This is a genomic window from Bacteroides caecigallinarum (assembly GCF_021531075.1).
Taxonomy (GTDB): Bacteria; Bacteroidota; Bacteroidia; order Bacteroidales; family Bacteroidaceae; genus Phocaeicola; species Phocaeicola caecigallinarum_B.
Window position 1 is genome coordinate 1 of the sequence record NZ_JADYTJ010000050.1, and the last position, 23704, is coordinate 23704.

Consider the following 23704-nt stretch of genomic DNA (forward strand, 5'->3'; position numbering starts at 1 on the left):
GAATAATATAATCTGCCTAATGTGCTTATTAATAATGATATAGTCAATTTATATATTTATATTTTTATTATGCCGGTGATAAAATGTCCACAATAATCTTAATTTTGCAATATAACAATATTTAAATGTAAAAATCAATATCATGAAACAAACACTGTTAACCCTTATGGCTGTATTGTCATTATTATTCCCTTTTTCTTCAAAATCGTATGCTGTAATTAAGAAGGTTGCACCTACATTCTGGTGGGCCGGAATGAAAAATCCTGAATTACAAGTTTTGCTTTACGGTGAAGGTATAGCTTCTTCCGAAGTATCCATTTCCAGTAAAGATATTTATCTGAAGGAAATAGTCAGACAGTCCAATTCAAATTATCTTATCATTTATCTTGACCTGAATGATGCGAAGGCACAGAAGTTTGATATAATACTCACGAAAGGTCGTAAGGTAACTAAAGTACCGTACGAACTGAAAGAGCGCACACGTAAAGGCTCGGATATAGAAGGATTTACTTCAAGTGATGTTCTTTATCTTATAATGCCGGACAGATTTGCCAACGGAAATCCTGAAAACGATGTAGTGCCTGGAATGTTGGAAAATAAAGTTGACCGTAATGAACAGTATGCCCGTCATGGTGGAGATTTTAAAGGTATATCAGAACATTTGGACTATATATCAGATCTTGGTGTGACAGCTGTCTGGCTTAATCCTACACAGGAAAACGACATGAAAGATGGATCATATCATGGATATGCCATAACTGATTACTATCAGATAGACAGACGTTTTGGTAGTAACGAAGAATTCCTTCAATTGGTAAACGAGGCCCACGGTAAAGGATTGAAAGTTGTTATGGATATGATTTTCAATCATTGCGGAAGTGAGAACTATCTGTTCAAGGACAGACCTCAGGATGATTGGTTTAATTTCCGTTCCAATTATGTACAGACATCGTTTAAGACAGCAAGCGTAATGGATATTCATGCCTCTGATTATGAAAAGGCCATAGCTACAGACGGATGGTTTACTCAGGTTATGACTGATTTGAATCAAAGAAACCGTCACGTTGCCCGTTATCTTATCCAGAGCAGTATATGGTGGATAGAATATGCAGGAATAAACGGAATACGTCAAGACACTCATCCATATGCTGATTATGATTTTATGTCAACATGGTGCAAGGAGGTTCTTGAAGAATATCCTCATTTCAATATCGTAGGCGAAACATGGCTAAACAGCAATGTTCTAGTTTCTTATTGGCAGAAAGACAGCAAGCTTGCCGCTCCAAAGAACTCTAATCTTCCTACAGTAATGGATTTTCCTCTTACAGATCTTATGACAAAAGCTTTTGATGAGGAAACTACCGAATGGTCAGGCGGTCTTTACAGATTATATGATTATCATACTCAGGATTTCGTATATGCCAATCCTATGAGCCTTTTGACATTCCTTGATAATCATGATACATCTCGTTTCTGTAAGAATGAAGAAGATTCAAAGAACATCACACGTTATAAACAGGCAATAACATATTTGCTAACAACAAGAGGAATTCCTCAAATATATTACGGAACAGAAATCCTTATGGCAGCCGATAAGAGTGAAGGAGACGGATATCTGCGTCGTGATTTTCCTGGTGGATGGGAAGGAGATAAAGTAAATTGTTTTACACGTGAGGGTAGAACAGAACTTCAGAACGAAGCATTCGATTATACTCGTAAGCTTTTGAATTTCAGAAAAGGTAACGATGCTATATGTAAAGGTACGATGAAACATTTCGCTATACGTAATGGAATTTATGTATATGAAAGAAAGTATAACGACAGCTCTGTAGTAGTGGTTATGAATGGAACAGACGAAAATCAGACTTTGAATCTGGCACCATATAAGGAAGTACTTCCGAAATCTGAGGCTACTGACTTTATTACAGGAAAGAAAGTGGCTTTAAATGATGAATTACTTCTTGAAAAACGTGGAATACTACTTTTGACCTTCTAAAAATCATTTATAAAATCAGTTATTGCTTTATAAATATAAATGTCATATAATCAGATGCTTATGTGATATTTTCTGCAATATGACATTTATATTTTATTTCTAAATCAAGAAAAGCGTTACTAAGAACCATACTTTTGCAGCAGAGAGTTTTTCTAACCTGAAATTTTAAAACTTAAATACCTGAAAAGCTATGAACCTTAAAAGTATTTTTTCATTAACATCATGTATTTGTTTCGCTATGGCAGTAAATGCCCAGAAACTTACTTCTCCTGATGGTAATTTTGTTATGAATTTTAGTCTCAGTCCTGAGGGGGCACCGGTTTATGAACTTTCTTATAAAGATAAGCCGGTTATTAAGCCAAGTACATTGGGACTTGAACTTAAAAAAGAAGATGCAAACAAGAAGACAACTTTCGAATGGACGGAACGTACAGACAAAGATCAGCTTGACGCTAAAACCAATCTTATGACTGGTTTTAAAATTAAAGATACAAGTACTTCCACTTTTGACGAGACATGGAGTCCTGTTTGGGGAGAAGAAAAAGAAATTCGCAATAACTATAACGAACTGGCTGTTACGCTTGACCAGCCGTCAAACGACCGTTACATAGTAATACGTTTCCGCCTGTTTAACGATGGTTTAGGCTTCCGTTATGAGTTTCCTCAGCAGAAGAATCTTAATTATTTCATTATCAAGGAAGAACATTCCCAGTTTGCAATGGCTGGAGACCATACGGCTTTCTGGATTCCGGGAGATTATGATACTCAGGAATATGATTACACTACATCACGTCTGAGTGAAATCCGTGGAAAAATGAAAGACGCAATCACTCCTAATTCATCTCAGTATGTATTCTCGCCTACAGGAGTTCAGACAGCTCTTATGATGAAAACTGATGATGGTCTGTATATTAATCTTCATGAAGCAGCATTGGTGGATTATTCATGCATGCATCTTAATCTTGATGACAAGAATATGATTTTCGAATCATGGCTTACACCTGATGCCAGAGGTGATAAAGGTCACATGCAGACTCCATGTGTATCTCCTTGGCGTACTGTGATAGCAAGTGACGATGCACGTAATATATTGGCTGCTCGTGTTACATTAAACCTTAATGAACCATGTAAGATAGAAGATACATCTTGGATTCACCCGGTCAAGTATGTAGGAGTTTGGTGGGATATGATTACAGGAAAAGGCTCATGGGCATATACTGATGATGTTCCAAGTGTGAAACTTGGCATCACTGACTATAAAAAAACAAAGCCTAACGGTAAGCATTCAGCCAACACAGAAAATGTGAAGAGATATATTGACTTTGCAGCTGCTCATGGCTTTGATGCAGTATTGGTTGAAGGATGGAATGAAGGATGGGAAGACTGGTTTGGCAAAACAAAAGATTATGTGTTTGATTTTGTAACACCATACCCGGACTTTGATGTGAAAGAGCTGAAGAGTTATGCTGAAAGTAAAGGTGTGAAAATGATGATGCATCATGAGACATCTTCGTCTGTAAGAAACTATGAACGCCATATGGACAAGGCTTACCAGTTTATGGTAGATAACGGATATAACTCGGTAAAAAGTGGGTACGTTGGTGATATCATCCCTCGAGGAGAACATCATTATGGTCAGTGGATGGTAAACCATTACCTTTATGCCGTGAAAAAAGCTGCCGACTATAAGATAATGGTAAATGCACATGAAGCTGTACGTCCTACAGGTTTGTGTAGAACATATCCTAATCTGATAGGTAACGAATCAGCAAGAGGAACGGAGTACGAATCTTTCGGTGGAAATAATGTAAATCACACCACTATACTTCCATTTACACGTCTTGTTGGAGGTCCTATGGACTATACACCTGGTATATTCGAAATGGATTGCAGCAAGATGAACCCGACGAACAATTCCCGTGTAAGAAGTACCCTTGCCCGCCAGTTGGCTTTATATGTTACAATGTACAGTCCTCTTCAGATGGCAGCAGATATTCCTGAGAACTATGAACGCTTTATGGATGCTTTCCAGTTTATTAAGGATGTGGCTATAGACTGGGACGAAAGCCGTTACCTTGAAGCTGAACCGGGTGAATACATCACTATTGCACGTCGTGCCAAAGGTACAGACGACTGGTATGTAGGATGTACAGCCGGATATAACGGACACAAATCCGATTTTAAACTTGATTTCCTGACTCCAGGCAAGAAATATGAGGCTATTATATATGCTGATGCAAAAGGAACATATTGGGATAATAATCCACAGGCATATACTATCACCAAGAAAAAAGTGACAAACAAGTCAAAACTTAAACTTACTGCAGGTGTAGGTGGTGGCTATGCTATATCAATTAAAGAAATCAAATAGTCATACAAAATCTGAATAATATATTTTTGAAGGTAAAAACTAGGTTTATACAGTTACTTAAAGGTAGGAACAGCCTGTTAGGTATTGTAAAATCAAAATATGAAAGATGTTTTTATTAGGGTAAATCTAAGTTTTCAATAGGTATATTTTATTTAGGCTATTTATTAACACTTAATTAAATAACAAATGAAAAGTAAAATCTTAAATTCTAATGGAAAATTCCTGCTATTATGTTTGGTAGGAATGCTGATGGCTGTACAAGGCTTTGCACAAGCAATAACAGTCAAAGGTGTCGTGAAAGACAAAATTGGAGAACCCGTAATTGGTGCAAATGTTATTGTAAAAGGTACTACAAATGGTACGATCACTGATTTTGACGGTGTTTTCACTCTTCAGGCTAATAAAGAAGATGTTATTGTAATTTCGTTTATAGGCTATCAGCCTCAGGAGCTTCCTGCAGCTGAACAGATGAATGTGATACTTTCAGATGATACACAGCTTTTGCAGGATGTAGTTGTGATTGGTTATGGTACAGTGAAAAAAAGTGACTTGAGTGGCTCTGTTGTTGCAATTAAAGCAGAGGATATGAATAAGGGTGCTGTAACATCTCCACAGGAATTAATGATGGGTAAAGTTCCTGGTCTTGCTATAAATCAAGGAGATGGTGGTCCAGGTTCAGGTTCTACAATTCGTATTCGTAGTGGAGCATCACTCAATGCAAGTAATGACCCATTAATTGTTATAGATGGAATACCTGTGTCTAATGACGCGGCTCCTGGAACGTCTAATGCTTTGGGAACAATTAACCCTAATGATATAGAAACATTTACAGTTCTTAAGGATGCATCGGCTACGGCTATTTATGGTTCTCGTGCTTCAAATGGAGTAATTATAATAACAACTAAAAAGGGAACTCAAGATAAAATTAAGGTTTCTTATAACAGTACTTATGCTTACAAAGATCCTTATCAAAGATTTGAGACAATGAATGCAGATGAATTTCGTGCTGCTGTTACTCAACAGTATGCTGAAGGTACAGCATTAGGTGATGCAGCAAGAGAGTTAATAAACCTTTATCCAAACCAATCTACTGATTGGCAGGATGCAATTTTTCAAGGTGGATTAAGTACTGATCAAAATATAGCAATTGCAGGTAAGGCTGGTTTTCTTCCTTTTCGTGTATCTTTTGGTTATAATAAAGAAAGAGGAACAATAAAAACGTCAGATTATGAAAGATATACGGCTTCTGTAAATTTGAGTCCTAAGTTTTTTGATAATCATTTGAGTATAGATGTAAATGTTAAAGGAACAATTAATAATAATCGTTTTGCAGATTCTGGTGCTGTTGGCTCTGCTGCTTTCTATGATCCAACAAAGCCTATATATGGAATAGATCCAGTAGATCAATCTTCATATAGTAAGATTTATAATTATAATGGTTATTGGAACTGGAGTAATGGTGAGAATAATCCAAATACTCTTTCTGCAGTAAATCCATTATCTTTATTGTATGATAGAAATAATACAGGAACTACAAAACGTAGCCTTGGTAATATCCAGCTTGACTATAAAATACATGGTTTTGAAGATTTAAGACTGAATTTAAATCTAGGATATGATGTTGCAAAAACTACAGGAAGTGATTATGTGTCTTCCGGATCTTATCAAGCTGCAAGAGATACAGACTTCAAGAATATAGGTCAAGGTAAAAATTGGAATAATATTCGAAGAAATCTTCTTTTGGATTTTTATATGAATTATGACAAAGCTATAGAGTCTATCCAGAGCAATATTAATGTCATGGCTGGTTATTCGTGGCAGCATTTCTATTATAAAGACCATAATTTATATAAGTCAAATGTAATAGAAAACAATGGAGCAAAAGAAGGTTGGACTTATAGTGATACTGAAAATAGATATATAAAGAATAATAGTTATCCTTCTCCATGGGAGAATTATCTGGTTTCATTTTTTGGTCGTTTGAATTATAATTTAATGGATCGTTATCTCCTTACTGCAACATTGAGAAATGATGGTTCTTCAAGATTTAATAAAAACAATCGTTGGGGTTTATTCCCATCTGCAGCATTAGCTTGGAGTGTAATTAATGAACCATTTATGGAGAAAGCCAGAGATTTTATGTCTAATTTAAAATTGAGAATAGGGTATGGTGTAACAGGTCAGCAGGAAATAGGTGATTATCAATATATTGTAAAGTATGTGTTAAGTACAAATCCAAACACAACTTATCTTAATAATTATCTTCTTAAGCCTGATGGTTACAGTCCGAATTTGAAATGGGAAGAGACTACAACTTATAATATAGGTATAGATTATGGATTCTTGAATAATAGAATTAATGGTAGTATTGAATATTATCAGAAGCATACCAGGGATTTGCTGAATACAATCAATGTTCCTGCAGGAAGTAATTATATAAATGAAATTACAGCAAATGTTGGCTCAATGAGAAATGAAGGTTTAGAGTTCAATATCAATGCTACTGCAATTCAGACTAAAGATTTTGCTTGGGATTTGGGTTATAACGTAACATGGAATACAAGTGAGATTACAAAACTGACAGCATTGTTTAATCCTGCTTATGAAGGTATTGAAGCTGGTTCAGCATCATATAATAGTGGTACAGTATTGCAAAGACATCAGGTCGGATATGCACCGTCAACATACTGGCTTTACCAACAAGTATATGATGAAGAAGGAAGACCTATTCAGAATTCATTGGTTGATAGAAATAACGATGGTAAAATAGGTGCTGAAGACCGTTATTTCACAGGAAAGAGTCCAATGGCTGATTTTTATATGGGATTGAGTTCTCAGTTTACTTATAAGAATTGGGATTTAGGTTTTAACTTGCGTGCAAGTATAGGTAACTATGTATATAACGCAAAGGCAGCAGATCTTGCTTCACTCAATTCTTTCACAAATCAGGGATCAATTTCAAATTATTATAAGCCTGCTATAGAACAAACAGGTTTTACTCTGACAAGTTCCGGTGAACAGAAAGCAAGTGATATGTTCCTTGAAAATGCATCTTTCCTTAAGATGGATAATATAACATTCGGATATACATTCAAGAAATTCTTTACAGATAAGATTTCTGGAAGAATAAGCGCTTCTGTACAGAATGTATTTACTATAACCAAGTATTCAGGAATGGATCCTGAATGTAATGCTATTGATGAGAATATTTGGCCTCGTCCAAGAACATTTACATTAGGATTGAATCTAAACTTCTAAAAATTAATATTATGAAAGTAAAATATTTAAAATATTCAATATTGGCATCTGCTCTTACAATGTTTAGCGGATGTATTGGTGATCTTGATGTTATGCCATTAAATCAAAATGTAATAACAGCAGATAAAGCTTATTCTACTCCAGAGAGTTATACTCAGGCTTTGTGTAAATTATATTCTGTATGGGCATTATCAGGGCAAGATGATCCCGGAGCTTCAGATTTGAGTGGTATGAGAGCTGGTGAAACAGTTTTATTACGTTGTTGGTGGACAATGCAGGAATGTTCTACAGATGAAACTAATTGTGCTTGGGGCGATAAATGGGTATCTGAAGTTAATAAGCTTATTTGGAATACTGCATCAGTCGAACCGCTTGAAGGCTTATATCATAGATCTATGTACATTGTAAGTGCTGCAAATGATTTTCTTAAGAACATAGATAATGCTCCTGCTGAAATAAATAAAAAGGAATATAAGGCAGAAGCCCGTTTTTGTAGAGCCTTGGCTTATTATATATTGATGGATGCTTTTGGTAATCCTCCTTTTGTTACAGAAACAAATATGCCGGAGAAACCGGAGCAGATAAAAAGAGCAGATTTGTTCAAGTGGCTAGAGACTGAACTTAATGAGTTGAAAAAAGATTTACCTAATAAATATGAGGTTTACGGACGTGCCGATCAGGCCACTGTAAATGCTTTATTGGCAAGGATGTATTTGAATGCAGAGGTTTATACAGGGGTACCAAGATATTCAGATTGTATTTCTGCATGTAACAGTGTAATATCTGCGGGATATGAACTGGCTCCTAAGTATTCAGAACTGTTTATGGCCGATAATGGAGAGAATCCTAATACATTAAAAGAAATAATATTTCCGATAGTAAATGATGGAAATGCTACTCAATCATATGGTATTGGTGCTATAATTTTGGGTTCAAGAAGTGGTAAAGAAGGAAGCGTTGAGAACTATGGATGTAATGGAGGATGGGACGGATTCCGTTCAACGGGCAATCTCATAAGAGCTTTTGAGTTTCAGACTCAAGATGAAGCTAGCTGGACTGCTGATAATATAGTTGATGAGCGTGGAATATTCTATGATAAAGATAGGAGTTTGGATATAACTACTTCTTCTATTGGTACTTTTACTACAGAAGGATGGGGCGTTCATAAATTTACTAACTTAAAAAGCGATGGAACCCCTGGAAAGAATGTAACATTCCCTGATACTGATTTTCCTTTATTCCGATTAGGAGAAGTATATCTTATGTATGCTGAAGCTGTAGCCAGAGGAGGAGAAGGTGGAGATATTAATCTTGCTGTAGAATATGTTAACAGATTAAGAATGAGAGGATATAATAATGACGAATCAAAAAAGATTGATGCTGATTGGTTGAAGGCTTCTGTTAAGATTAATAATACTAGTAATACTTCTATTGAATATGGAAATATTTTGAATGAAAGATGTCGTGAATTATATTGGGAAGCTCTAAGAAGAACAGACCTAATAAGATTTGGTTTATTTACATCTGATAATTATGTTTGGGCTGAAAAAGGTGGGGTGATTCAAGGTACCGGAGTTGCAGAAAAATATAATCTTTTCCCTATACCGGAGACTGACAGAAGTGTAAACGATAATTTAATTCAAAATGAAGGATATTAATTTCTTAAGATCTTTAAATTATGAAATACTTATATAATATATTAGGAGCATTATTAACTACAATTCTATTTTTCTCTTGCGAAAGTGATATAGAAAAAGTAGTATTTGATAGTACAAATAGTAAGCCTGTAGTTGTTTCTTCATTAGCAGAAGAATATGAATTAGATATTAAGAAAGCTGAAGAAACCGCATTGGTATTGGAATGGAAAAATCCTGAAATAGTAACCAGTACAGGACAGTCTGTTTCAATCTCTAATACAGTACAAATAGATTTGGCTCAAAAGGACTTTTCTAAGTCTATTTCTTTAGGAGTTTATGATGGTAATACTAATTCTATGAGTATTACTCATTCTAAACTTAATAGTCAAATACTATCTCTTTTAAATAGTTATGAACTTGATTTAGCTACAGTTGATGTCGAATTCAGAATAGTTACTTCTTTATCTGATGCCTCAAAACAATTATTGTCAAATGTGATTTCAACAAAAATTACTCCGTATTCAGGTGATATTGAATATCCTGAGGTGTTTGTAATAGGTACATATTCTAGTTTGGGATGGGATAATGCTCAATCATTGTTCGGTTTTAAGTTTGATTCGATGTATGAAGGTATAATAGATTTTTCAGATCAGGCATCAAGCGGTTTTAAACTTACAGGAGATAAGAATTGGGATAATGGAAATTATGGCTTGTCTGGAGGTACAACACCTGAACCAGAGGCAACAGAAATTGTATTGTTCAATGATGGTGGTTCAAGTGATATTAAATGTTATACTAAACGTTTCTACCATTTTTCTTTTAATAAGGAAAGTTTAGCTTTAAAAATGAATTATGGTTTTAACGTTTTAAGTATTGTTGGAAATGCAGGAGATGAAGTATATGAGTGGGCTGATCCGAATAAAAACGGAAAAGAAGTTGATATGAGTTTTGATCCTGTAAAACAGGTATTTTATGCAGATGTTAATTTGGGTGATGGAGAAATTAAATTTAGGGCTGATCATGATTGGGGTATTAACTTTGGTGTGAAAGATGGAATGTTGGTTCAAGGTGGTGACAATATTACTGTTTCTGCAGGAAAGTATCGTATTTATGTTAACCTTAATAACTCAACAAGTTCAACATTTGAATTAAACTCAGATGATTATAAAAAATAAATATTAATTGATTGAGATAAAAGGGTATGCTTACTATTTTGTATCCATACCCTTTTTCTTTAACTATAAATTATTTATCATGAGTAATAAAAAAAATATTATAATACTTTTTATTTTAATTCTTACATTGCCTCTTTCAGCGCAATTCGTATCTACTGGTAAATTGACAGAGTATCCCAAATTCGAATCGAAATATGTTTCACCGAGAGACGTATGTGTTTGGGTACCTGATGGGTATTCTTCAAAGAATAGATATGATGTGATATACATGCACGACGGACAGATGCTGTTTGATGCCAATATTACATGGAACAAACAAGAATGGAAAGTAGATGAAGTGGCAGGCAGCCTTATAGCAGAAGGAAAGATACGCGATTGTATCGTTGTGGCTGTATCTAATATTCCTGAGACCCGTTATGGTGATTTCTTGCCGCAGAAAACCCTAGAATATTTGCCTGAGGGAACAGACATTCCAAAAGAGGTCAAGTATAATGCAGACAATTATCTCAGATTCCTTGTAGAAGAAGTCAAGCCTTTTGTGGATAAAAACTATTCTACCAATAAGTCTAAGGATCATACTTTTGTAATAGGTTCCAGCATGGGAGGTCTTATCTCTCTTTATGCATTGTGTGAGTATCCGGATGTGTTTGGTGGAGCCGGTTGTTTATCTACACATGTACCGATGGTTTTAAGCCAGACATTACCCAATCCGCAGGCCGATGTTTTTTCAGAGGCTTTCAGAAAGTATCTTACCGAAAAACTGCCTAAAGCAAATAGCCGCAAGATATATATGGATAGAGGTGATAAGACTTTGGATAGTTTCTATCCAAAATATCAGGATGCACTTGATAGTCTGATGAAGAACGAGGGATGGAATACTACCGCATGGATATCAAAAGTTTTTCCAGGTGCTGCTCATACAGAAACAGACTGGGCTATGCGGCTGAAATATCCTTTACAGTTCCTTTTGGGGGATGAACGTAAGGAGTCAATATCAAGAATTGACCCCCTTTTCTGGTGGACAGGAATGAAGAATCCAGAATTACAACTAATGGTGTCAGGGTATAATATTGCTGATTATTCATTGTCTATCAATTATCCCGGGGTTAAGATTAAGTCCGTCCATCCTATGGAAAGCCCTAATTATATGGTAGTATATCTGGATGTTAAGGACGCAAAACCTGGTAAGTTTACTCTAAACTTCAGTAAAGGACGTAAAAAACTGAAATATGATTACGAACTGAAAGCTCGTGTAGGAGCCCCTGAAGATAGAGTAGGTTTTGGTTCTGAAGATGTGGTATATTTGCTCATGCCTGACAGATTCGCTAATGGTGATGAAGCAAATGACCATTTGAAAATGAAATATCCTTATATTACAGACCGTAATAACCGTGGAGCTCGTCACGGGGGTGATATTGCAGGTATAATTGATAATCTGCCTTATTTGGACGATTTGGGAATAACAGCAATCTGGACAACGCCTGTTTTGGAAAATGATATGGGAGAGATGTCATATCATGGATATGCGGCAACAGACTATTACCGTATAGATCCGCGCTTGGGAAGTAATGAGGATTATGTCAGATTGGCTTCTGAAATGCATAAGCGAGGCATGAAGCTGATTATGGACATGGTATTCAATCACTGTGGTAGCCGTCATCCATGGGTTATTGATCCTCCTATGAAAGATTGGTTCAATAATTATGACCGTAAGGTTTATACTAATCACAATAAAGGAGCTTATTATGATCCATACGTAGCTGATATTGAGAAGTATGAAATGACTGACGGTTGGTTTGTCGATTCAATGGCTGATATGAATCAAAGAAACGATTTCCTTGCCGATTATCTTATTCAGAACTCTATATGGTGGATAGAATATGCTCAGCTTGACGGTATCAGACAGGATACTTATCCTTATCCTGATGTAGATATGATGAAACGCTGGTGCGATGCTGTAATGACTGAATATCCTAATATGAATATAGTGGGGGAAATATTGATAACCAATCCTATTGGTACTGCTTTCTGGCAGAGAGGAAGTAAACTTAATCCGGTTGATACCGGTTTGAAATCTGTTATGGACTTCCATTTACAGTCAATAGCCACTAAGGCTTTCAACGAAGAGACTTCATGGAATACCGGATTGCAGACTATATTCGAACATTTTTCGCTTGATTTCTGCTATCCTGATATCTATAATGTAATGCGTCTGTATGAAAACCATGATGTTGATCGCTTCCTCCATACAGATCCGGAAAATCTTGGAGCATATATGCAGGCCGTTACAGTATTGTTGACTGTTCCGGGAATACCTCAACTGTTTTATGGGCAGGAAATACTTTCTTCAGGTACAACTATTAAACATGGGTACGAAGGCATACGTCCTGACATGCCTGGCGGTTGGAAAGGTGATAAAATAAATGTCTTTAAGGGAGAAGGCCTTACGGATATGCAGAAAGAAGCACATCAGTTCATGAAAACCATTCTTCAATGGCGTAAAGGAAACGAGGTGATTTCAAAAGGTACTATGAAACATTTTATGCCTAGAAACGGAGTTTATGTTTATGAACGTCGATGTGGTGATAAAAGCGCTGTAGTAATATTGAATGGCATAAGCAAGGATAATGAACTTTCGTTGGAACATTATAAAGAAATTTTGGGAGACAAAAGGTCCGGTCGTGATGTAATAACCGGAAGAAAGGTTAATCTTGATAATACCTTAAAACTTTCTCCTAAAGAAGTTTTAATATTGGAGTTGTAGATTTTTTTACTTTATTTTGACGATAATATCATGATAAAACTAAAACAATTGATGACATTACCACTGATAGTAACTACTATTGGTTGTGGAGAAACTAATAAGTATGAGTCGTATGCAGACTATCCGTCTTTCACTTCAGAATGGACGGAGATGGTATATACTCCAAAATCGACTAACTTTATGTTGTGGGCACCTACTGCCGAGGCTGTAAAGGTTAATATCTTTAACGAAGGACTTGACAGTAAGGCTGTTAATTCTGTGAAAATGCGCCGTGGCGATAACGGCCAATGGATGGCAGAGATAGATGAAGATCTGAACGGCAAGTTCTATACATTCAATGTATGTATCGACGGCAAATGGCTTGACGATACTCCAGGAGTAATGGCAAAGGCCGTAGGTGTGAACGGTAAGCGTGCTGCCATATTGGACTTGAGCAGCACTGATCCTGAAGGTTGGGAAAACGACAAGCGTCCGGAACTGAAGAGTTTCAATGACATTATTCTGTATGAAATGCATCATCGTGATTTCTCATTGGACAGTTTGTCGGGTATAAATAACAAGGGAAAATTTCTTGCGTTGACTGAAGAAGGAACCAGGAATATTTATGGACAGACTACAGGTATTGACCACTTGAAGGAGCTGGGTATCACTCATGTTCATATTCTTCCATCATACGATTATGCGTCTGTAGATGAAACTAAGCTTGATACACCTCAGTATAATTGGGGATATGACCCTCAGAACTACAATGTGCCTGATGGCTCATATTCAACAGATCCGTACAAGCCTGAAGTCAGAATACGTGAGTTCAAGCAGATGGTGCAGTCGCTCCATAGGGCTGGCATCAGAGTGATAATGGATGTGGTTTATAATCATACTTTCAATACAGAACATAGTAACTTTGAATTGACAGTACCAGGATATTTCTATCGTCAGAATGAGGATGGAACATTTGCCAATGGTTCAGACTGTGGAAACGAGACAGCCAGCGACCGTGAGATGGTACGTCGTTATATTGTGGAATCAGTGAAACATTGGGTAAACGAATATCATGTAGATGGTTTCCGTTTTGACCTTATGGGGATACACGATATAGAGACTATGAAGGCCATCCGTGCTGAGCTTGATAAGATTGATCCTACAATATTTATCTATGGTGAAGGATGGGCTGCAAGTGCTCCTAAATATCCTAAAGAAAAACTGGCGATGAAGGCCAATACATGGCAGATGCCTGGTATTGCTGCATTTAGTGATGAATTCCGCGACAGCTTGCGTGGCTCATGGAATGACGATACGAAGGGTGCTTTTGTCACTGAAGGTAAGGGATATGAGTCGGGTGTGATGTTCGGTATTGCTGCTGCACTACCTCATCCGCAGTTGAAAGAGGCTTTGAAAGACTATCCTGCGTCATGGACAGCACAGCCTACTCAGATGATAAGTTATATCAGCTGTCATGATGACCATTGTATAGGCGACCGTCTTCTTATTACTGCTCCCAAAGCAGATACTAAACAGCGTATGCGTCTTTTGAAACTGGCTGAAACAGCTGTACTTACATCGCAAGGCGTTCCTTTTATTTTTACAGGTGACGAACTGATGCGTGATAAGAAAGGTGTGAAGAACTCTTATAACAGTCCGGATTCAATTAATGTGATAGACTGGCGCCTGAAAAAACAGCATAATGATTCGTACGAGTATATAAAAGGACTTATAGCTCTTCGTAAAGCACATCCAGCATTCCGCCTGGGCACAGCAGAGAAGGTTTATGGACATCTTGAATTTATAAATCCAGGAACAAAAGGTGTAGTGGCATTTCGCATAAAAGGACAGCCAGAAGGAGAAGAATGGAAAGATATAACCGTAATACTTAATGCAGGAATCAAAACCGCAAAGGTGGAAGTACCGGAAGGAACATACCGTTTGGTTTGTTATGATGGCAAAATCTCGCCAGAAAAAGGCTTGAGAGATGCTAAGGGTAAGACTCTCACAGCAGCACCTCAGTCGGCTACTATTGCTTATAGAAAATAAATGTATTTTGGAGATATGAATAAATTTCTGAGTAGACACATATTTGCAATAACCAGTATTTCACTGGTTATTGCTGCTTGTACGGATAGTGTTGATGTTGTTTCTCCATTGGATTATTTAGGTATAGAAGTAACATCAGCAGAGAATCGTGAATATTCCTTCACCGATAAGAAATCGGGATATTGGTATGGCACTACACATCAGGATTCTGTTTTCTTCTGGTCGGGATGGAATATCTCGAAAAAACGTATATTCTCTGACTATCAATTATCTGTAGACGGCAAATCGCTGAACAGAAAGGAAGCGTCATGTACTGTTTATCCCAATAGGATAGTTCGCAAATGGAACTTGGCTAAAGAGACATTCTCGCTTGTTGATAATTATCCTGTTCTGTATATAAGTCTCTGTGAGGTAAATGGTGATAGTATAGGTATATCTCTAAATCAGGATTTATTGGCTGATGGCGTAAATAGTGAGAATGGTCTGTTTTATACTCCGAAGGAAAATGCGAATGGCAGGATTTTGGTGTCGCCAGCTGTTGATTGCGGATTTGCTTTTACTTGCAACGGGATAAAAGCACCGATATCATCGGACGGTTTCATAATCACTTACGGTACAGAAGATGAATGTGAGATTCTGTTGAAGAAGTTCCGTAGTGAGGGAAAAATGTGGTTGAAGGAGCGTGCAGACAGAATGAATTCGCTTATTACAGAGTATAATCCGATAATATCGAATCTTAAAGACCTTGATAAAGCTCTTAATTGGCTTACATTGACTACCGACGAACTTGTAACCGAACAGCAAGGTATGGGTATCTATGCCGGATTACCTTGGTTCAACGAGTATTGGGGACGCGATATGTTTATTTCTATGCCTGGTACATGTCTGGTGAGTGGTCAGTTTGATGTGGCAAAACAGATATTGCTGGATTTTGCAAAGTTCCAAGATAAGAATCCGGAATCGCCTACATACGGAAGAATCCCTAACCGTGCAAATCCTGATGGTATATTGTATAACACTACTGATGGAACACCTCGTTTTGTTATTCAGGCATTCGAACTGCTGGAGTATTCTGGAGATACAGCATTTGCAAGCGAAATATATCCAGCTGTAAAAATGAGCATTGATGCATCATGCCAGAACTTTACTGACGACAAAGGGTATCTTACTCATGCGGATGCAGATACGTGGATGGATGTGAAACGTGACGGAATACCAGGTTCACCCCGTGGAAACTGTGCAAATGATATTCAAGCTCTATGGTATGGGCAACTGAAAGCAGGAAGCAAGCTTGCCGAACTGGTAGGAGATAAAGAATCTGCTGATAGATGGTTTCGATTGGCCGATAAAATAAGGAGTAATTTCGAGCATGATTATTGTTGTAAAGAAGACAATATGGTGTATGATCATCTAAATTCTGATGGAACTCCTGACAAACAGCTTCGTCCAAACCAGCTTTATTGTTTTGAAATGATTGGTGACGAGGAGTTTAAGAAGAAAGTTACACGCCGTTGCTGGGAGGAACTGACTTATCCTTGGGGAGTGGCATCGCTGGCGCAATGGGACAAACAGTTCCATCCTCAACATGAAAACTGGCATTACTATCATAAAGACGATGCTTATCATAACGGGACTGTATGGCTCTGGAATAACGGTATAGCCATGCAACGCATGATAGAGTATGGTCAGGTTGAGGCAGCTTGGCAGTTGTTTCAGAATATGAATCGTCAGGCACTTGTAGAAGGGGCTGTGGGTAGTCTCAGCGAGAATGCCGATGCTCATCCGCGCGAAGGCAGGTCTTGGGTAAATCGTTCGGGTACATTCCTTCAGGCCTGGAGTAATGCAGAACACCTCAGGGTCTGGTATCAGTATTTCTTGGGTATACGTCCTGACATGATGAGTCGGGTAATAACTATCGAGCCTAAGATTCCTAAGGAGATTACAAGTCTTGAAACAAGTTTGAAGATTGGTAAGGGAACACTCTCATATAGGTACAGTGACGGTAAGTTTGATTTCAGATTTGACGGTGATGATGCAGAGATACGTTTTATAGAACCCAAAGAGCTCGTTGAACCTATATTTGATGGAGTTAAGTTCTGTAGTCCTTCTCCTTTACCACATTATCCGTGTTTCGATGTTTATCATGATCCGGCGCTGACATATTGATAAATTAGTGTATAAGAATGTATAGCTATATATCGTTTTTGGAAATGGACGATATATAGCTTTTTTGTTCTTTTAAACCTACTTTGAACTACTCTAAAATAGTTTAAATATTATTCTATATCTGGAATATATTTGCTCAAAACCGTTCATTGTGTGCACATTTTGTCCTTTTTCGTTTTGTAGTATAAATGCTTTCATTAAATTTGCCACCTAGAAAATTACTAATACCAAAAATATTTTATCTAATGAGTTTAAAAATTGTAGTATTGGCAAAACAAGTTCCTGATACGCGTTGTGTTGGGAAAGATGCCATGAATGCAGACGGAACAATCAACCGTTCTGCTCTTCCGGCAATTTTCAATCCGGAAGACTTGAATGCCTTGGAACAGGCTCTCAGACTGAAAGATGCTCATCCCGGTTCTACTGTAACTATGCTGACTATGGGACCTGGACGTGCTGCTGAAATCATTCGTGAAGGTTTATACAGAGGTGCTGATAATGGATATCTGCTTACAGACCGTGCTTTTGCAGGTGCTGATACATTGGCTACTTCTTATGCTCTTGCTACAGCTATCCGCAAGATTGGTGAGTATGATATCATAGTTGGTGGTCGTCAGGCTATTGATGGTGATACTGCTCAGGTTGGTCCTCAGGTTGCTGAAAAGTTAGGATTACCTCAGATTACTTACGTAGAGGAAATTCAGGAAGTGAAAGACGGACGTATCCGTGTGAAACGTCATATTGATGGTGGTGTGGAAACTGTAGAAGGTCCGTTGCCTATCGTACTTACAGTAAACGGAAGTGCTGCTCCTTGCCGTCCTCGTAACGCTAAACTGGTACAGAAATATAAACGTGCTATGGGCGCTCAGGAAAAAGCTGCCATAACAAAAGATGGCGCTGAACTTCCATACGCTTCGCTTTATGAAAGCCGTCCATATCTGAACATTACAGAATGGAGTGTAGCCGACGTAAACGGTGATACAAAACAGTGCGGTCTTTCAGGCTCTCCTACAAAAGTGAAGAAGATTGAAAACATTATCTTCCAGGCTAAGGAAAGCAAGACTATCACAGGAAGCGATGCTGATGTAGAAAACCTTATTGTTGAACTTTTGGCTAACCACACTATTGGATAAGACTATGAATAATGTATTTGTATATTGTGAGATGGAAGGCACTCATGTTGCCGATGTAAGTCTCGAACTTTTGACTAAAGGTCGTAAGTTAGCCAATGAGTTGGGATGCCAGCTTGAAGCTATTTGTGCCGGTAGCGACCTTACTGATGTAGAAAAACAAGTTTTGCCATATGGAGTTGACCGTGTTCACGTGTTCGATGCTCCGGGGCTGTTTCCTTATACTTCTCTTCCTCATTCATCTATTCTTGTAAATCTTTTCAAGCAGGAAAAACCTCAGATTTGCCTTATGGGTGCTACTGTTATTGGTCGTGACCTTGGTCCTCGTGTTTCTTCTGCGTTGACAAGTGGTTTGACTGCCGACTGTACTCAGCTTGAAATAGGTAGTCATGAGGATAAGAAGGCAGGTATTACATACGAAAATCTGCTTTATCAGATTCGTCCTGCTTTCGGTGGTAACATCGTTGCTACTATCATCAATCCTGAACACCGTCCACAGATGGCTACAGTGCGCGAAGGTGTGATGAAGAAGGAAATCCTGGATGAAAACTATCAGGGTGAAGTGATTCGTCATGATGTGGCTAAGTTTGTTCCTGAAACAGACTATGTAGTGAAAGTTATCGACCGTCACGTAGAAAAAGCTAAACATAATCTGAAAGGTGCTCCTATCGTTATCGCAGGTGGTTACGGTATGGGTTCTAAGGAAGGTTTCGATATGTTGTTCGAACTTGCAAAAGAACTTCATGCTGAGGTAGGTGCGAGCCGTGCTGCTGTTGATGCCGGTTTCTGCGACCATGACCGTCAGATTGGCCAGACAGGTGTGACTGTTCATCCTAAATTGTATATCGCATGTGGTATCTCAGGGCAGATTCAGCACATTGCAGGTATGCAGGATGCAGGTATCATCATCTCTGTGAATAATGATGAGAATGCTCCTATCAATGCGATAGCCGACTATGTGATTAACGGAACAGTGGAAGAAGTGATTCCGAAGATGATTAAGTATTATAAGAAGAATAGTAAGTAATTTATTTAGGCTGTCATGAAATCATTGTTTTTAATTCTTTCATTGAGCTTTTTATCACTTGTGTGTTGTGCTCAGGACAAAATCTGGTTAGATAAAAAATCAAATTGGACCGACGAGGCAAATGCAAGTTATTATGCGATTGTTTCAAAAGATAAAAAGTTCACAAAGGTGGAAACTTTTACTGTTGACGGACTTAAAAAGGAAATCTGTCATTACAGTAAATACGGAAAGAAACCTAATGAAAGAATTAAAGAGGGAGTCCGGACTGTTTTTTATGCTAATGGAAATGATAGCTTGATTGCTAATTATAAGGAGAACAAATTGCACGGTAAGTATTGTGTATATTATCCTGATGGGAATATTTCTATTAGTACAAATTATAAAAACAGCAAGATGAATGGCAAACTCCTCCAATACTATCCTGATGGAAAACTGAAAAGGGAGGAGACCTATAAAAAATCGGAATGTACCAAAGGCAGATTGCTGTCAGAAGATGGGACTGAGATAGATCATATCCCTTATTTAGTCGAACCTTTCTTCCCGGGTGGTATGCAGCAATTGTTACAGTTGATAACAAGAGCTATAAAATATCCCAAGGAGGCTTTGGAATATAGGATAGATGGAAGTGTTCTGATTAAATTTGTTGTTGATAAGGACGGAACTATGATTGAGCCCAAAGTCTTCCGAAGCGATAGTGAAGTCCTGGGCAAAGAGGCTCTTAGAGCTTTCAGTGCTATTGCCGCTATTTATAAATGGACGCCCGGATTTATAGACGGAAAGCCTGTAAGAGTACTTTTTACGGCTCCTATAACTTTCGTACTGCCTATGTAAATATTTAAAACTGTAAAAATAAAAATTATGGCAAACTTTTATACAGAACATCCGGAACTCAAGTTTCACTTGAACAATCCGTTGATGGAGCGTATCTGTCAGTTGAAAGAACGCGATTATAGAGATAAAGACGAATACGATTATGCACCGCAGGATTATGCCGATGCTATCGATTCATATGATAAAGTGCTTGAAATAACAGGCGAAATTACTGGTGAGGTGATTGCTGCCAATGCAGAAGGCGTTGACGAGGAAGGTCCTCACTGTGCAAACGGACGTGTGGAATATGCATCGGGTACAAAAGCAAATCTTGATGCTATGGTTAAGGCAGGACTTAACGGTATGACAATGCCTCGCCGTTACGGCGGTCTTAATTTCCCTATCACTCCATATACCATGTGTGCGGAAATCGTTGCACAGGCTGATGCAGGTTTCGGTAATATCTGGTCTCTTCAGGACTGTATCGAAACTCTTTATGAGTTCGGTAACGAAGACCAGCACAGCCGTTTCATCCCTCGTATCTGTGCAGGCGAAACAATGTCTATGGACTTGACTGAGCCTGATGCAGGTTCCGACCTTCAGAGTGTTATGCTTAAGGCTACATATGATGAGGCTAACAACTGTTGGCGTCTGAACGGTGTTAAGCGTTTCATTACTAATGGTGATGCTCACTTGCACCTTGTACTTGCACGTTCAGAAGAAGGTACTCACGATGGTCGTGGTCTTTCTATGTTTATCTATGACAAGAACGACGGTGGTGTAGATGTACGTCGTATTGAAAACAAACTTGGTATTCACGGTTCTCCTACATGTGAGCTTGTTTACAAGAATGCGAAGGCTGAACTTTGCGGCGAACGTAAGTTGGGTCTTATCAAGTACGTTATGGCACTTATGAACGGCGCCCGTCTGGGTATTGCTGCTCAGTCAGTAGGTTTGAGCCAGGCTGCATACAATGAGGCTTTGGCTTATGCTAAGGACCGTAAACAGTTCGGTAAGGCTATCATTGAATTCCCGGCTGTATATGATATGCTGGCTACTATCAAGGCTAAACTGGATGCAGGTCGCGCCCTCTTGTATCAGACTGCACGTTATGTAGATATCTACAAGGCTCTTGATGATATTGCCCGCGAACGCAAACTTACTCCTGAAGAACGTCAGGAACAGAAGAAATATGCTAAATTGGCCGACAGCTTCACTCCTCTTGCCAAGGGTATGAACTCTGAATATGCAAACCAGAATGCATACGACTGTATTCAGGTGCATGGTGGTTCGGGTTTCATGATGGAATATGCTTGTCAGCGTATTTATCGTGATGCACGTATTACAAGTATTTACGAAGGAACAACTCAGTTGCAGACAGTTGCTGCTATCCGTTATGTAACTAACGGTGCTTATGCCGCTACTCTTCATGAGTATGAACTGATCCCTTGCGCTCCAGAATTCGAAGGCTATATGAACAGAATTAAGGATATGACCCGCAAACTTGAGGCTTGTACTAATGCTGTGAAGGAAGCTATGAATCAGGAGTTGCTTGATTTCGTTGCACGTCGTCTGTACGAAATGTCTGCTGTTTGTGTAATGAGTCATCTGTTGCTGCAGGATGCTACTAAGGCTCCTGAACTGTTCGCTCAGTCACTTAACGTATATGTTAACTATGCTGAGTCTGAAGTTGAAAAGCATTTCAATTTCATTCGTAAGTTCAGTGCAGAAGAACTTCTGAATTACAGAAAATAATATCTGAAAAATAAATGTTCGGAGGATGGGATATTGACGTATCTTGTCCTCCGATTTTTTTGTTTTTACTTCTCTGTTTATATCTTTGTGCAGGATAAAAAACGTATTTATGGCAAAAAAAGAAGAGTATAAGATAAAGAATCAGGAATTCCTGAAGGAAATATCTGCGGAAGAAGGTGTAGTAACTCATCCTTCCGGCATCCTTTATAAAGTTATCAACAGTGGTGATGGTAAGGTTTCGCCTGTTGACAGAAGTATAGTTACCGTGCATTACCGTGGAACACTTATCAACGGCAGGGAGTTTGACAATTCGTGGAAGCGCAGTTACCCTGAGGCTCTGAGGCTTACGGATGTGATAGACGGCTGGCGCATAGCATTGAAGCTGATGCATGTGGGCGACAGATGGATGGTTTATATCCCATATGAACTTGGATATGGAACACGCACGTCCGGACCTATACCTGGGTTTTCAACTCTGGTTTTTGAGATTGAGCTTTTGGGAATTGCTTGAATATCTGTGCATTAAAAAGATAAATTCATATTATCGTAATCTTCTGTTATCCTGATTGTAATATTACGAGATTAACTTTGCAGTGTCTTAAAAACAGGAGGACTAAATATGAATGAAGTTAATTATGTAATAGAAAGTTTGCCTAATGGCGAGTTTTGTGCCTACTTGCTAGATTACAACCAGTGTTGTGCGTATGGTGAAACTGAAAATGAAGCAATAGAGAATCTTCAGGAAATATCATATGATTTCTTTAATGAAATAAGTTCTGTTTTTTCTCTTGAAGATATGGCGTGAATATTCTACATTAATATTCGAACTAATAAAAAACACTCTCTTTCTTTCCTGAGGTCGTGTCTGTGTGATACAGGTATGGCCTTGTTTTTTTATTAATAAGCTAGTTATAAATATCAATTTCCCCTCCACAAAATTGCCGTGACACGAAGGTGCAACTATAGTCACACGTCCGTGTTACTATAGTTACACGTAGGTGTTACTCTCGTCACACGAACGTGTAACGCTAAAAAAGTACTGTCTTTTCGTAGAAAACGCATCCAAGGTGAGAAAAACAGAATTCTCCCTGCACTTTTATTTGTTAATTGCTAAAAAGTTTTTTCTGATAAAGTATGCATGAAAGTAACTTCATTTAAGAAAAACTTCACACCGTTGTAATCTTTATAATCTCAAGATTCACTCATTTTATTTCTTTGATCCCATCATTGCATAATTCTGTTTTTGCATCCCACCATATATTTTCCCCTTGATTTTCCCTGAAGACTAAAGTCCCGTACACAGTTTCCTGTATAATCTGTTATCCATAGATATTAATAATAATGTGTATGTTCTACAGCATAGAATAGCTGCAGTAATATACCTGTAAAAAGTTTCCGTATATTTTTCACTGATTAACAATAAGTTAAGCGTCAATCCATAATTTTTTTGAAAAAAAGTGTCGTAAAGTATTGCGTGAAAGAAAAAAGTGCGTAATTTTGCACCCGCTTTCGAGAGGGAAAGTGATTGACGATGACATAATGACAAAAATCCGGTAGTGATTTCGGTATGTCCGAGTATCTTACCTT

General features: G+C 38.0%; 14 protein-coding genes. All 14 read left to right on the forward strand.

The window, feature by feature from the left end:
* Positions 1–142: 142 nt before the first annotated feature.
* The 14 genes from I6E11_RS12020 (at position 143) to I6E11_RS12085 (ending at position 22922) form a co-directional block, all read left to right on the forward strand.
* Positions 143–1996 (forward strand): glycoside hydrolase family 13 protein, encoded by a 1854-nt coding sequence (locus I6E11_RS12020; protein WP_235338266.1) that lies wholly within the window; start codon positions 143–145, stop codon positions 1994–1996.
* Between the two features lie 190 nt (positions 1997–2186).
* The gene (locus tag I6E11_RS12025; protein WP_235338267.1) at positions 2187–4367 is read left to right on the forward strand and encodes a glycoside hydrolase family 97 protein; all 2181 of its coding nucleotides are present in this window, start codon (positions 2187–2189) and stop codon (positions 4365–4367) included.
* A gap of 186 nt (positions 4368–4553) precedes the next feature.
* Positions 4554–7625 carry a SusC/RagA family TonB-linked outer membrane protein gene (locus I6E11_RS12030; protein ID WP_235338268.1) on the forward strand — a complete coding sequence of 1024 codons (3072 nt, stop codon included), beginning with the start codon at positions 4554–4556 and terminating at the stop codon, positions 7623–7625.
* Between the two features lie 11 nt (positions 7626–7636).
* Positions 7637–9283 (forward strand): RagB/SusD family nutrient uptake outer membrane protein, encoded by a 1647-nt coding sequence (locus I6E11_RS12035; RefSeq protein ID WP_235338269.1) that lies wholly within the window; start codon positions 7637–7639, stop codon positions 9281–9283.
* Between the two features lie 20 nt (positions 9284–9303).
* On the forward strand, positions 9304–10437 hold the full coding sequence (locus I6E11_RS12040) for a SusE domain-containing protein (RefSeq protein ID WP_235338270.1): 1134 nt from the start codon (positions 9304–9306) through the stop codon (positions 10435–10437).
* Between the two features lie 79 nt (positions 10438–10516).
* Entirely contained in the window at positions 10517–13201 is a 2685-nt protein-coding gene (locus tag I6E11_RS12045; RefSeq protein WP_235338271.1) for an alpha-amylase family glycosyl hydrolase, read from the forward strand.
* A gap of 33 nt (positions 13202–13234) precedes the next feature.
* On the forward strand, positions 13235–15229 hold the full coding sequence (gene pulA, locus I6E11_RS12050) for a type I pullulanase (protein ID WP_235338309.1): 1995 nt from the start codon (positions 13235–13237) through the stop codon (positions 15227–15229).
* A gap of 15 nt (positions 15230–15244) precedes the next feature.
* Positions 15245–17395, forward strand: a complete 2151-nt coding sequence (locus tag I6E11_RS12055; protein ID WP_235338272.1) for an amylo-alpha-1,6-glucosidase — start codon at positions 15245–15247, stop codon at positions 17393–17395.
* A gap of 245 nt (positions 17396–17640) precedes the next feature.
* Positions 17641–18528, forward strand: a complete 888-nt coding sequence (locus tag I6E11_RS12060) for an electron transfer flavoprotein subunit beta/FixA family protein (RefSeq protein WP_204447750.1) — start codon at positions 17641–17643, stop codon at positions 18526–18528.
* Between the two features lie 4 nt (positions 18529–18532).
* On the forward strand, positions 18533–19552 hold the full coding sequence (locus I6E11_RS12065) for an electron transfer flavoprotein subunit alpha/FixB family protein (protein WP_235338277.1): 1020 nt from the start codon (positions 18533–18535) through the stop codon (positions 19550–19552).
* Positions 19553–19720: 168 nt separating this feature from the next.
* Positions 19721–20383: a TonB family protein gene (locus I6E11_RS12070; RefSeq protein ID WP_235338289.1), complete on the forward strand. Its 663-nt coding sequence runs from the start codon at positions 19721–19723 to the stop codon at positions 20381–20383.
* A 27-nt stretch (positions 20384–20410) separates the two neighbouring features.
* Entirely contained in the window at positions 20411–22117 is a 1707-nt protein-coding gene (locus tag I6E11_RS12075) for an acyl-CoA dehydrogenase family protein (RefSeq protein WP_235338297.1), read from the forward strand.
* Positions 22118–22226: 109 nt separating this feature from the next.
* The gene (locus tag I6E11_RS12080) at positions 22227–22628 is read left to right on the forward strand and encodes a BamJ family beta-barrel-assembly machinery protein (RefSeq protein WP_235338302.1); all 402 of its coding nucleotides are present in this window, start codon (positions 22227–22229) and stop codon (positions 22626–22628) included.
* 108 nt (positions 22629–22736) lie between these two features.
* Entirely contained in the window at positions 22737–22922 is a 186-nt protein-coding gene (locus tag I6E11_RS12085; protein WP_235338307.1) for a type II toxin-antitoxin system HicB family antitoxin, read from the forward strand.
* The last annotated feature ends 782 nt before the right edge of the window (positions 22923–23704 follow it).

Excerpts from the sequence above, each read along its gene's own strand:
- I6E11_RS12035 (WP_235338269.1), top strand. The coding sequence starts at position 7,637 with ATGAAAGTAAAATATTTAAAATATTCAATATTGGCATCTGCTCTTACA.
- I6E11_RS12055 (WP_235338272.1), top strand. The coding sequence starts at position 15,245 with ATGAATAAATTTCTGAGTAGACACATATTTGCAATAACCAGTATTTCA.
- I6E11_RS12025 (WP_235338267.1), top strand. The coding sequence starts at position 2,187 with ATGAACCTTAAAAGTATTTTTTCATTAACATCATGTATTTGTTTCGCT.
- I6E11_RS12040 (WP_235338270.1), top strand. The coding sequence starts at position 9,304 with ATGAAATACTTATATAATATATTAGGAGCATTATTAACTACAATTCTA.
- I6E11_RS12060 (WP_204447750.1), top strand. The coding sequence starts at position 17,641 with ATGAGTTTAAAAATTGTAGTATTGGCAAAACAAGTTCCTGATACGCGT.
- I6E11_RS12085 (WP_235338307.1), top strand. The coding sequence starts at position 22,737 with ATGAATGAAGTTAATTATGTAATAGAAAGTTTGCCTAATGGCGAGTTT.
- I6E11_RS12030 (WP_235338268.1), top strand. The coding sequence starts at position 4,554 with ATGAAAAGTAAAATCTTAAATTCTAATGGAAAATTCCTGCTATTATGT.
- I6E11_RS12075 (WP_235338297.1), top strand. The coding sequence starts at position 20,411 with ATGGCAAACTTTTATACAGAACATCCGGAACTCAAGTTTCACTTGAAC.
- I6E11_RS12065 (WP_235338277.1), top strand. The coding sequence starts at position 18,533 with ATGAATAATGTATTTGTATATTGTGAGATGGAAGGCACTCATGTTGCC.
- I6E11_RS12020 (WP_235338266.1), top strand. The coding sequence starts at position 143 with ATGAAACAAACACTGTTAACCCTTATGGCTGTATTGTCATTATTATTC.
- I6E11_RS12080 (WP_235338302.1), top strand. The coding sequence starts at position 22,227 with ATGGCAAAAAAAGAAGAGTATAAGATAAAGAATCAGGAATTCCTGAAG.
- I6E11_RS12045 (WP_235338271.1), top strand. The coding sequence starts at position 10,517 with ATGAGTAATAAAAAAAATATTATAATACTTTTTATTTTAATTCTTACA.